8 protein-coding genes are annotated in these 12,430 nt (G+C 43.8%); 5 read left to right on the forward strand and 3 right to left on the reverse strand.

What is annotated here, in order from left to right:
- Positions 1–2 precede the first annotated feature (2 nt).
- A complete protein-coding gene (locus C505_RS0119305; RefSeq protein WP_040440342.1) occupies positions 3–224 on the reverse strand; it encodes a DUF7661 family protein in 222 nt (73 codons plus the stop codon).
- An 874-nt stretch (positions 225–1,098) separates the two neighbouring features.
- On the opposite strand from C505_RS0119305, the gene C505_RS0119320 reads away from it, so the two are divergent.
- The gene (locus C505_RS0119320) at positions 1,099–2,964 is read left to right on the forward strand and encodes a pre-peptidase C-terminal domain-containing protein (RefSeq protein WP_018694290.1); all 1,866 of its coding nucleotides are present in this window, start codon (positions 1,099–1,101) and stop codon (positions 2,962–2,964) included.
- A 550-nt stretch (positions 2,965–3,514) separates the two neighbouring features.
- Here C505_RS0119320 and C505_RS23035 read toward each other — a convergent pair.
- Complete coding sequence (locus tag C505_RS23035; RefSeq protein ID WP_018694291.1) at positions 3,515–3,817, reverse strand: helix-turn-helix domain-containing protein; 303 nt, start codon at positions 3,815–3,817, stop codon at positions 3,515–3,517.
- A gap of 117 nt (positions 3,818–3,934) precedes the next feature.
- Between C505_RS23035 and C505_RS0119330 the strand changes: the two genes are divergently transcribed.
- The 4 genes from C505_RS0119330 (at position 3,935) to C505_RS23040 (ending at position 11,399) form a co-directional block, all read left to right on the forward strand.
- Positions 3,935–6,277, forward strand: coding sequence for a type I restriction-modification system subunit M (locus tag C505_RS0119330; RefSeq protein ID WP_018694292.1), 2,343 nt, complete (start codon positions 3,935–3,937; stop codon positions 6,275–6,277).
- Positions 6,277–7,602, forward strand: a complete 1,326-nt coding sequence (locus C505_RS0119335) for a restriction endonuclease subunit S (RefSeq protein ID WP_018694293.1) — start codon at positions 6,277–6,279, stop codon at positions 7,600–7,602. The genes C505_RS0119330 and C505_RS0119335 overlap by 1 nt, the downstream gene beginning before the upstream one ends.
- 84 nt (positions 7,603–7,686) lie before the next feature.
- Entirely contained in the window at positions 7,687–10,938 is a 3,252-nt protein-coding gene (locus C505_RS0119340) for a type I restriction endonuclease subunit R (RefSeq protein WP_018694294.1), read from the forward strand.
- Positions 10,939–11,012: 74 nt separating this feature from the next.
- Positions 11,013–11,399 (forward strand): hypothetical protein, encoded by a 387-nt coding sequence (locus C505_RS23040; RefSeq protein WP_245556382.1) that lies wholly within the window; start codon positions 11,013–11,015, stop codon positions 11,397–11,399.
- Positions 11,400–12,165: 766 nt separating this feature from the next.
- Here the strand turns inward: C505_RS23040 and C505_RS0119360 are convergent.
- The coding region (locus tag C505_RS0119360) for a transposase (protein ID WP_018694200.1) at positions 12,166–12,430 on the reverse strand (265 nt) is incomplete at its 5' end.

The following is a 12,430-nucleotide window of genomic DNA, read 5'->3' on the forward strand; positions in this document are numbered from 1 at the left end:
ATCTAATTGAGTTGAATGACGTCTGGGTGTTGCTCACTGGCATGTTCATGATAAATGTCAGCGAGAAACAAAGCGATTTCACTCTCTGATAATTCGCTCGGGATGATCACTGAATATTCCCGACTTTTTAGACCCTTGTCAGAGTTATGAAATAAAAGCCACTCATGATCATGCCTTTGTACAGACATGCGTTGTCCGAAAACGTTGAAATGCAACTGCTTCATATCTCTTCCGGTTGATAGACTGCACTCATACTTTAATAGTATTGTATGAGGCTCGTCATTTCAAAACGAAAAAAGTGTGATTATGAAAGAAGTCAGAGTCGCTATCGCAAGCATTCTTTTTTATTTAGGCGTATTTTTATGTGTTCTATTTTTTTACTTTGACTATCACGGGTTATATTTGCTTGCTTGTATTGTCTGTTTTATCAGTGTGATGTTTATTTGGCCAAAGCGGAAAAGGAAAGAAGAAGTACCGTCATTTTTTGTTGAAAAAATGATGAACTTATTCGAAGCCGCATTCTGTCCGATTGAAATCCTATTTTATGTATTTAGGGTAATTTTTACCTTGTTTGCAAAGTTGGCCCAGAAGACAAAATTGTTGTCTCTAAATTTATTGAGGCAATTCTATTTTATTGATTCGCAACTTCTGATGCATGTCTTGTGGCGATGTGAGAGTAAACTTGTAAGATGAATGCTCCTAATCTTAACGTTGGCAAGGACTATTTCAAGAGTCGCCTCAATCCATGAGGCTCAGGGGAGATAGAATTGATTATTTTTAAATCTTGTCTGATTGTCGGAAGTCGCGACAGAGGAGAGATACAAAAAAGCGGAATCCTCTGAAGCGACTGCCATTTCCTTAGAAGCCGCTGTTAAGGCACGCAATGAAGTAAGCAGGTTTGCTTCTAAGGCGATGGGTATTATAGAGGTACAACCTGAACCGAAACTGAACCTAAAACAAAAACAAGAAATAATTTTAATCAGTTGATCAATCCCTATTCTACAACCACACTTTTTACCTAAATATCAACACGAATTTCTCATCCTGCATACGCATTCAGTATCAATATTCCATGTAGTGACCATGAAGGAAACTGGTATGAACAAAGTCTCACTATTGACGCTCTTGTTATCTGTTTGCCATATACACATAGCTGGTGCATTTAATAGTGAAGAGCATAAGTTGATTGCTGATTTAGGTGGGGAAAAGGTGGTGATCCACCAAAACATCAAGCTGCCACCCTCAGTGACGAAGGAAAAAGATGAACATTATTTGGCATTTCTGAAAGAAGCTAAGCGATTTGCGGTAGGGTTTGATACGAATGACAGCGGAAAAGATTATGATAAAAACAGAAAAGGTGTCCAAGATAATGCATTTTGGTCAACGGTACTCAAATATCGACAAATAGAAGCTAACCAACGGATCTGGATCCCAAAGCCCTCTGAAGTTCCTGCCTCTGTAATAAAGGTTGATGCTTATACAGGCGTGAAGCCAACACCATTTAGTCTTGGAGAATTAGTTGCACTATATGGTGACTTTCGCAGAACAACCTATTGTGACACAAGTGCAACATGTTATTTAACCAACCATGATATTGAACAAATGAAGTTTGAACGAGCAAACTATCCTGACTTTGCGCCAAAACCGATCCCTGCTGCCACTTACTTAAGATACATTGCTTCTGGTATGGAGCCGCCGCATGGTGGACTTGGTAATGCAGTTGTGAATTCAGAAAAAGATGACGAGATCGATCAGGCAGGCTGGTGGGGTGATGAAATGCTGCGTTTGGCGAATTCGAATGATTGGCATTTTTCTAGGGTGGGGATTGCTTTTTATATTGGTATGCATCGTGCGGCTTTATTCTATGTAAAAAAAGCAATGAAAGATCCTAAATATTGGGCAACGGCTCTGCATTACGAAGCCAATGCCCTGCATGCACTCACTGATTTTTTTGCTTTGGGTCATGTCATCACCAATCGTGATGAAACAACCTTTGGGATGCTCAAAGATGGCAAGCTACTGAACAAACCCCCTGTTATATGGCAGGAACAGGTGATCCAGCTTGGCAGCGGGCAACGTGACCCCTCAAACGGTCGTGTTTTATTAACCGGTTTTTTACCACCAATCACACAGCTCAAAAACCAAAGAAGTGATTTTCTTCCCGCTTATCGAAGTCTTTACACCTGGCGCTCTTATTCCGAAAAAGACTACCACGATGTATTTAATGAAGCAGGAGCAATGGTAACGAACCTGAACGGCCGTCAGTTCAAAGTCCTCGGTGATTCATTCTTGTATCAACTTTCTGCAGAAGATAAACAACCGATTATTGATGCTGTTGCTGCTTCCGTTCAATCTTTATTTGATGCGTCTATTGCGCTTAAGAATGGTATCACGATGAAACGGATAGGCGCTGTAGGTTCTTCTTTCTTTCGTGCATTGCAATACTTGCCTGTATTTATTGAGCAGGACAGAGAGAAGAACTTCGTGGGCAGATATGCCTTATCAGCCCATGCCATCATCAACATCGTCGGAAATCGAATCTTTCAACAATCGAATGTGATCAGCTGTGTTGTTCCCTACTTATCAGGAGCGGATTGGGTCTCTCCCACAAAAGACACCAAGGCATGCACACAAATGAAGCGATATTTTCCTCCCATGGATACTTACAAATCGAATTGGCTGGCATCCGGTGGTAAAAGTTCAACGGCAATCGGCAATCATCCCATTCAATTTGAGGTGACAACACCATCGAAAGTCACGATTGATCTAAAGTCATCCACAGTGGACGCATACCTCTACCTGTTAAAAGACAATAAAGTCCTCGCATCAAATGACAACCATGGAAAAACGAAAAACGCCCAAATCAGCATGACACTTAAACCTGGCGTTTACACCATCATTCCTGCAACGGCTTATCCCAAAAAGAGTGGCGATTTCGAGTTAAAGCTTCGCCAAGGGAAGTGAGTTAGAGGAAGTTAGCTGAGAAAAAGTTGAAGCCGTAACAAGGTCAAAGAGTGAAGGACCTTTCTACCCAGATACGGCTTCAGAACCAGATACTCAAGAGAATGAGTGTATTGAGGCTATTCACAAAAATCTGATTCGCTGGTTATTATAAGGGAACAAACTGAATCAAAGATGAACCTGAAGCAGAAACGGAATATGTTTTTAATAAGTCTTCAACGGAAATGAGCTTGATAGTGAAGGATAGAAACTGAAGAGGTGGACACCGTAAAAGTGGCAAAAGGGGAAGATATTTGTCCATCTGATACGGCATCCATTCCGGCCAAAAAAGTGGTTAACTAAATAGAGTGATGAAGCCAATTTAGTGGTTTTTAAGCCGAAAAAACACATTATAAATGAATAACCTGAACAGAAGCTGAACCTGATCGATGGACGATGAATAATTCTTGCAGGGTAGGTTAGTGACTGTTAGTTGGTAATTTGGAATTGTTCTTAGACGAAATAGGTCATTGATTACTTAAAACCAAATGAAATATATGACCACGTAACTTTTTCAGGTATGTGTTGATGGTGCCATAATCAGTGACTCAGCTGGGATCCCTAAACCTTGATGTAGATTCCGGATCATTTTTAATGTCAATGAGCGTTTACGGTTTAATATCCCATAGACTCGAGTACTTTGACCAATCATCGGCTCCAGATCTTTTATAGTTAAGCCCTTACGCTCCATTTCAAACTTGATAACTTCAACTGGATCTGGCAAATCCATAGGGAAATGTTTTGCTTCATAAGCTTCAATAAGTGTAACGATGACGTCTAGCTTTTTTCCCTCTGGTGTATCATAGGGACCCCCCATCCCAGCAGCGCATCTTCAACTGCCTTAAAAAACAGTTTTTTTGTTAGATGTCGCTGTCACCATATGAGCTGTAGGGTATAATCACCGCCATTTTCGCCAGATTGACTACAAGAACTTATGACCAACAACAATTTCTCCCAAACCGCTGCCTTTATCTGGTCGGTCGCTGACCTGCTTCGCGGTGACTTCAAGCAATCTCAATATGGCCGCGTGATCTTACCGTTTACGCTACTTCGTCGCCTTGAGTGTGTGCTTGAACCAAGCAAAGATGCTGTGGTTGCAGAGCATGAACGCATCAAAACGATGAATCTGCCAGAAGAGGCACAGGAAAAGTTCTTGCTGCGTGCTACACAGTCACCAACGGATCCTGATGGTTTGTCGTTCTTCAATACCTCGCCAATGAACCTTGGCAAGATGGGCCAAAGCAACATCAAAGCGAACCTTGAAAAGTACGTGCAGTCATTCTCCAAAGATGCGCGTGAGATCTTCGAGCATTTCAAGTTCGATGAATTTGTTGGACAGCTGGAAGATGCCAACCTGCTTTACAAAGTGGTGAAGAAGTTTGCCACCACCGATCTGAGCCCAACGAGGATTTCTAACTATGAGATGGGCTTGGTGTTTGAAGAGCTGATCCGTCGCTTTGCCGAATCGTCCAACGAAACGGCGGGTGAACACTTTACCCCGCGTGACATCGTGCGCCTGACGACCTCATTGGTGTTTATGGAAGACGATGAAGCCCTCACCAAAGATGGCATCATCCGTACCATCTATGACCCAACAGCGGGCACAGGCGGCTTCCTCTCTTCTGGCATGGAATACGTGCACGAACTCAACCCGAAAGCGGTGATGCGTGCTTTTGGTCAGGAGCTAAACCCAGAGTCCTACGCGATTTGTAAGGCAGATATGCTCATCAAAGGGCAAGATGTTAGCCGTATCAAGCTGGGTAACACGCTATCAAATGATCAACTGCCAGCCGACAAGTTTGACTACATGCTGTCTAACCCACCGTTTGGCGTGGATTGGAAAAAGATTGAGGGTGAAATCAAAGATGAACACCTTCAGAAAGGCTTTGATGGACGCTTTGGCGCAGGTTTGCCGCGTGTGTCTGATGGCTCGCTGCTGTTCTTGATGCACCTTGTCAGTAAGATGCGTCCAGTCTCTTGGCAAAAAGAGAAGAACGTTGCTAATCGAGTCACCGATGGTGGCCGTATTGGCATCATCCTAAATGGCTCGCCGCTGTTTACCGGTGGTGCGGGTAGCGGTGAAAGTGAAATTCGTCGCTACATCTTAGAAGCTGACCTGCTTGAAGCGATTGTCGCGCTACCAACCGACATGTTCTATAACACAGGTATTGCAACCTATGTTTGGGTTCTGACCAACAAGAAAGACGCAGAGCGTAAAGGCAAAGTGCAGCTTATCAATGCTGCCAACTTGAGCCAAAAAATGCGCAAGTCGCTTGGCTCTAAGCGTCACTTCCTGACCGATGAAGAAATCCGTGCTATCACCAAAAACTTTGGTGAGTTTGTTGAAACCGATACCCTGACCGAAAGCGGCAAACAACTAACTGCTAAGATTTTTGATACCCATGAATTCGGCTACCGCCGCCTGACCATCGAACGTCCATTACGTTTGTCTGCGCAAATTACAGATGCAGCGGTAGAATCACTGCGCTTTGCGCCGAAGCCGTTTAACGCCGTGATGCAGGCAGTCTTTGCGCAGTTTGGCTCGGAGTGGACGGAAGATACGTATGGCACGCTGATTGAAGTGGAAGCTGAAGTGCGTGCGCTGATCAAAGCGGATTTCCCTGAGCTAAAAGAAAAGCAAATCAAAGACGTACTGGATAGAAAACTGTGGCTAAGCCAAAAAACATTAATGGATAACGCCAAAGCCCTGCAAGTTGCGGTTGGTGATAACCTTGGCGGTAAATCGAAACAGTCTGATGACTTCAACCAGTTTGAACTGACTCTGAAAGGCGCATTCAAGGCAACTGGTATCAAGTTCGATGCCAAGCAGAAGAAACAGTTTATTGATGCGGTCACTTGGAAGAACCAAGATGCCGAACCTGTGGTAAAAAAAGTGCGAAAAGAAGATGCACAGCCACTATATGGTGCTTTTGCCTACAGCGGTAGCGTCAAGGAATGGCAGGGTAAAGTGGTTGAATTCCAACAAGATGGAGACTTGCGTGATAACGAGAACGTTCCGCTAGATCCAAATGTGAGCACATCAACTCTGATTGAAAGTTACTTTAAACGCGAAGTGCAGCCACACGTCGCCGATGCGTGGATGAACGCGGACAAGCGCGATGACAAAGACAATGAGATTGGTGTGGTGGGTTATGAAATTCCATTTAACCGCCATTTCTATGTTTACCAACCACCACGCGCACTGGAAGCAATTGATGCCGATTTGGATGCAGTGAGTGCCGATATTATGAAGTTACTGCAAGAGGTGCATTCGTAATGGCGAAATATTCACGTTACCCTTCATACAAAGAAGTGGATTTAGATTACGTCAAAACTATCCCTGACGGTTGGAAATATGCTTCATTATCGAAGCTCTTTCGCATACAAGCTGGGGGAGATGTCCAATCTAAGTTTTTCTCCACAGTGAAAACAGCGTCCCACTCATATCCGATTTATACAAATGCTAACGATGCAAAGGCTGTATACGGCTATACGTCACAATCAAATTACTCTAGAAATTCGATTACAGTTAGTGGAAGAGGTGAAGTCGGGTTTGCCGTATACCGAGATCATGATTTTGATGCAATTATACGATTGTTAGTGCTTAGCCCTATAGTTGCTCTAGACTGCCGATTCTTCGCTTATTTCATAAATGAGGTCATAGATTTTAACGTTCAAAGCTCTGCTATCGGGCAGTTATCAACCCTTCAGATTTCACCATATAAGGTACTAATTCCCAGCAGAGAAGAGCAAACCCAAATCGCCAACTTCCTCGATCACGAAACCGCCAAAATCGACACCTTGACCGAAAAGCAGCAGCAACTGATTAAGCTGCTGAAAGAAAAACGTCAAGCGGTGATCAGCCATGCGGTGACTAAGGGCTTGAACCCTGAAGCACCAATGAAAGATTCTGGTGTGGAGTGGTTAGGGGAAGTGCCTGAGCATTGGCGTATGAAACCTCTTCGCTACCTAGGTTCGTGTCAAAATGGGATAAATATCGGTGCTGAATTCTTCGGATCTGGCTATCCATTTGTAAGTTATGGCGATGCATATAAAAATTACTCTTTGCCAACAAGTGTCGCAGGGCTAGTGCGTTCAACAGAGAAAGACAGAGAAGCTTATTCACTTCTACGTGGAGATGTATTGTTTACTCGAACATCGGAAACGATTGAGGAAATTGGATTATCATCTGTTTGTCTAGACTCTATTCCTGAGGCTACTTTTGCAGGTTTTCTAATTCGTTTTAGACCCTCTGAGTTAACGCTACACCCAGAGTTTTCAAAATTTAGCTTTAGAAACCAATTGATAAGAACATTCTTCGTAAAGGAGATGAACTTGGTCACCAGGGCCTCATTGAGCCAGGAGCTATTGAAAAAACTTCCTGTTCCACTTCCTCCTTTGGAGGAGCAAATAGAAATTGCGGAATTTCTTGGTGCTCAAGAGGAGCGTTTTCAGAGCCTGTTTGACAATACAGAAAAGGCTATTCAGCTCTTAAAGGAGCGCCGAACAGCCCTCATCTCCGCCGCCGTCACAGGCAAAATCGATGTGCGCAATTGGCAAGCACCAACACCACAAGTTCAAACGCTGGAACAAACCGCTTAGTCCTATTGCCACTCTAGCTTAAGAAAGCAGAGTGGCTTTTTATTTCAGTTAGCTAATTTAAAGAACAAGAACAAGAACAAAATAATGAAAGACACCACACAAGAAAAAGTATTTCAGGACGATATCATCAGTCAGATGGTTGCTAATGGCTGGGTGCAAGGTACTGGCGAAGGCTATAACCGTGATTCAGCATTGTATGAAGCAGATGTGCTGACCTTTATCAAACAGACGCAACCGAAAGAATGGGAGAAGTTCTGCAAAGTTTTCCCGACTGACTCAGAGCGTCACTTTCTTGATGCCTTGGTCACGCAGCTTAAAAAAGCCGATGAGAACGCAACTGACCGCGCATCCCGTACCTTTGGCACCTTGGGAGTACTGCGTCATGGTTTGAAAATCCGTAATGCGCGTTTTGGATTGTGTCAGTTCAAGCCAGAGCATCACCTCAACCCTGAAACCTTGGCGCGTTATCAGCACAACATCTGCCGTATTGTCCCAGAGCTGGTTTACAGCCCGCACGCGACTCAAGAACAAGAATTGGAAACGGGTAAAAAGGCTAAGAACTGGCGAATTGACTTAGTGCTGTTCGTTAATGGTTTACCCGTCTCTACCCTTGAGCTGAAATCTGAGTTCAAGCAGGCTGTAGAAAACGCGATTGCGCAGTATAAGCGAACCCGTCGACCGAAAGACCCAGCCACCAAAAAGCCGGAGCCACTGCTCAGCTTTAAACGCGGTGCGTTAGTGCATTTTGCGGTAAGCCAGTATGAAGTTCACATGGCTACTAAACTGGTAGGTGAAGAGACATTCTTCCTGCCATTTAATAAAGGCACCCATGATGGCGGCAAGGGCAATGATATACCAGAAGATGAAAACCGTTACGCCACAGACTACCTATGGAATGAAGTATTAGCCCCAGATAATCTACTCAACATCATCGGACGCTTTATCCATCTTCAAATCGAAGAAGAGGAAGACTGGGAAGGGCGTAAAACCAAGAAAGAAACTCTGATCTTCCCACGTTATCACCAGTGGGATGTAGTAAACAAGCTGGTTAATGCCGCGTTCGAAGAGGGCACAGGCAATAAATACCTGATCCAACACAGTGCAGGGTCAGGCAAATCGAACTCGATTGCGTGGACTGCACACCAACTCTCGACACTGTACGACGCCAGCGGCAACAAGCAGTATGATTCGGTGATAGTGGTGACAGACCGTACCGTACTGGATGACCAACTACAAGACACCATCTACCAGTTTGAACATGCGGATGGTGTAGTGGGGCGCATCAACCATAAAGAGGGAGATGGCTCTAAATCAGAAAAGCTGGCAACTGCATTGGAAGCCTCTCAGCCAATCATCATCGTGACGATTCAAACATTCCCGCACGTGTTAAAGGCGATTGAGAATTCAACGTCACTGAAAGAGTGTCGTTACGCCGTCATCGCCGATGAAGCGCACTCGTCACAAACAGGCGCAACCGCTCGCCAGCTCAAAGAGGTGTTAATGACCGATGAGGCCGACGATGATACTGAACTGTCATCAGAAGACATTCTGGATGCCACGATTGCTGCGCGTCGAGGAAGTACTAACCTGAGCTATTATGCATTTACCGCGACACCGAAAGCCAAGACTCTGGAGTTGTTTGGGCGCAGACCCGAACCAGAGCAACCCGCGTCTAAACGTAACTTACCAGCGGCTTACCATATCTACTCAATGCGCCAAGCGATTGAAGAAGGTTTTATCCTTGATGTGTTAAGGAATTACACCAACTACAAAGTGATTTATCAGCTGAAACAAAAGCTTGAAACAGAAGATAAAGAAGTAGATTCAGGAAAAGCCAAGGTGAAGCTCAATAACTGGGTGCGCCTGCATGACCACAACATCTCACAGAAAGTTAAAGTCATTATCGAACACTTTAAAAAGAACGTGATGGGTTTATTGGGTGGTCAAGCGAAAGCGATGGTGGTCACTAGCTCACGCAAAGAAGCGGTTCGTTATAAACTTGCTTTTGATAAGTATGTGGCAGAGCATGGTTACGCGGGCATACGTGCAATGGTGGCGTTTTCTGGTGAAGTTGAGTTTAACGATACTGATCCAGATAGCACTACATTGATGGATCAGAAGTTCACCCAGCACAATATGAACCTTGATCTCAAAGGTCGTGAGTTACGTAAGGCCTTTAACAGCGATGATTACCAAATCATGTTGGTTGCTAATAAATTCCAAACGGGTTTTGACCAACCGAAACTCTGTGCCATGTATGTTGATAAAAAGCTTGCTGGCGTTGAGTGTGTACAGACTCTCTCTCGCTTGAATCGTACTTATCAAGGTAAAGCAGAGTGCGGCACCTTTGTGCTCGATTTCTACAACGATCCGCAAGACATCCTCGATGCTTTTCAGCCATATTACCAAGTGGCAGAACTTGATGATGTGTCTGATCCTGACAAGATTTTTGATCTCTCAGAGAAGCTGCGTGCCAGTGGCATTTTCTTATGGACAGAAGTAGAGCAGTTTGTTGATGCTTTCTTTACCAAGAACAAATCCCATGCAGTGATCAGCAACATCTGTAAGCCTGCTGTAGACCGTTGGCGCAAGCGTTACACTTCTGCGGTAGAAGCATACGTTCATGCTAAAAACGTGTTTGAACGCACCAAGAAAACGGGCGATGCGGTGTTAATCGCTAATGCCGAAAACACCTTTAAAGAATGTAAGCAAGAGAAAGATCGCCTCGAGATTTTCAAAAAGGATTTAGGCAGCTTTGTGCGCTTCTATGAGTTTATGTCGCAGATTGTCGAATACGACGATAAAGAGCTAGAGAAGCTGAGCCTGTATGCACGCCACCTTCGGCCAATGTTAAGGGAAAAAGTGATTGAAGAGGATGAGCTGGATCTTGATCATGTGGTGATGAGCCACTATCGTCTGTCGAAGATCCGTCAACAGGACATTCAGCTTCAAGAGAACTCGTTGGAATACAAACTCCAACCGAGCAATAGCGTTGGTTCAGCCAAGCCAAAGGACAAGAAAGAAGAGTTCCTGTCCCACATCATCGAGCGACTCAACGAGGTGTTTGTTACCGACAACCTGACCGACAAAGACATGATCAACTATGTTTTTACGGTGCGAGACAAACTAACGGAAAACGAGACGGTAATGAGCCAAATTGCCAACAACACCCGCGAACAAGCGATGCTAGGCGATTTTCCGCGTGCAATTGATGATGCGATTTTGAATAGTAATGAAGCGCACCAAGAACAGATGATGCAGTTGTTGTCTGACCCGAACAAAACCAAACAATTTGCGCGGGTTATCTTCGATATGTTGAGTGGGGATAAAGGGTAAGGAAGTTGACTTTGTGATGAAAGGGCTGATTGGATCAGCTTAAAGTAATTTGAGTGAATTGGGTGGGCCAGTTTATGGCTGGCTCATGCCTTAGGATATTCAGTTCTTTCCGTTCATTCAAACGGTTCTTTCAAGCGCTCCATGCAGCCCGTAAAACCAAGCAAGGTTTTAAAATTGCACTGACAGTTGAAGAAACCCGCGAGAATTCCCTCAAATTCTGTGACATCGTAAAAACCCAAGGTAACGGAACGCATCCGAAGCGCTTGTATGTGATCATTGAAGAATTACCCCAAGTGACGAAATCAGTCGGCAAAGAAAGCGGCCCATATGGCTGGTTACTGACTGTTGGTCGGAAATTTGGGTTTATCGTGCATAGTATTGGTCAGAGATCAGTTGAGATGTCTAAGACTACGTTGTCACAGAGTCCTTATATGGATTGGAGTCCAGATGAGCCGTGCTGATGCTGAGAGGATGGCTAAGGAGGCGGATATTCAGGTTGATAACATCTTACAACTAGAACCACTCGAATATTACTTTAAATCCCCCGGAGTTGGAAAACATAGTAAAGGTTTACTAAAAATCTAGTTGTTAAATATTTGAAGGGGATAGGCCATGAAAGATTTTTTTTCGGGGTATAAACGCGTGATATTTTTTGTGGCACTGATAGCTTTTTTCCCGGCTGTAGTAGAATTTACGATAAAGATATCAAGAGATTTTGAAACGGGTTTCCTCAATTGGAGGGAGAGAATTGATAGTTGATTCTACAGTCGTAATTAACAAAACAGCAGATATTCCCATTTAACACTCATCATTGATTTTTCAATGAATGTTTAGAGTTTAAGTTATTGTAATAATAGTTTTTACCTACTTTCATATATGTGTAATAAATGAGAAAATCTTGCTTCGGAGTTTTATCAACGGAGCAATAAATGGCCCAACAAAAACAGACTGTCATTGTCAAGAAGACACCGAAAACGGAAAACAAAACTTCTAAGGAAGATTTACTTACCTTGATTCCGCAGAAATTGAACTAGCCATTTCTCAAATGGAAAAAGCTTACGCGAGAGACAATTCAAACCATTATGTGATTTACGAATATGAAGAGGTATAAGTTTGAGCAAGGATGTTAAAGTCTTCATAGACAAAGTATTTTATGAGTATGTACCGCAAGATAAAGCAAAGGAACTTGCACAAGAGAGCTATAGTCAAATCTGGTGTATGACATGATCATGCAGCATCCTGTTGATCATCCGACGTTACTTTTTCTCCATCCTTGAATTCGATCCCTGCAATGACATCAGCTAGAAGGCGGTAGCCTCTCAATCGACGCCATTTATTTTGTGCGGTTACCAGCAGCTTATAAGCCATCGCCAGTGTCGTTTTTCGACTGCCACCATGCTTACTTTTCGTGGTTCTTAAACGAACCGTCGCAAACACGGACTCGATTGGATTTGTCGTTCGAATATGTTGCCAGTGCTCCGCTGGAAAGTCG

The organism is Algicola sagamiensis DSM 14643, from assembly GCF_000374485.1.
GTDB classification, from domain to species: domain Bacteria; phylum Pseudomonadota; class Gammaproteobacteria; order Enterobacterales; family Alteromonadaceae; genus Algicola; species Algicola sagamiensis.

What these genes read in the sequence shown, in the direction of transcription:
- C505_RS23035 (WP_018694291.1), bottom strand. Translation starts at nt 3,817, where the DNA reads ATGGGGGGTCCCTATGATACACCAGAGGGAAAAAAGCTAGACGTCATC.
- C505_RS0119305 (WP_040440342.1), bottom strand. Translation starts at nt 224, where the DNA reads ATGAAGCAGTTGCATTTCAACGTTTTCGGACAACGCATGTCTGTACAA.
- C505_RS0119340 (WP_018694294.1), top strand. Translation starts at nt 7,687, where the DNA reads ATGAAAGACACCACACAAGAAAAAGTATTTCAGGACGATATCATCAGT.
- C505_RS0119335 (WP_018694293.1), top strand. Translation starts at nt 6,277, where the DNA reads ATGGCGAAATATTCACGTTACCCTTCATACAAAGAAGTGGATTTAGAT.
- C505_RS0119330 (WP_018694292.1), top strand. Translation starts at nt 3,935, where the DNA reads ATGACCAACAACAATTTCTCCCAAACCGCTGCCTTTATCTGGTCGGTC.
- C505_RS0119320 (WP_018694290.1), top strand. Translation starts at nt 1,099, where the DNA reads ATGAACAAAGTCTCACTATTGACGCTCTTGTTATCTGTTTGCCATATA.
- C505_RS23040 (WP_245556382.1), top strand. Translation starts at nt 11,013, where the DNA reads ATGGCTGGCTCATGCCTTAGGATATTCAGTTCTTTCCGTTCATTCAAA.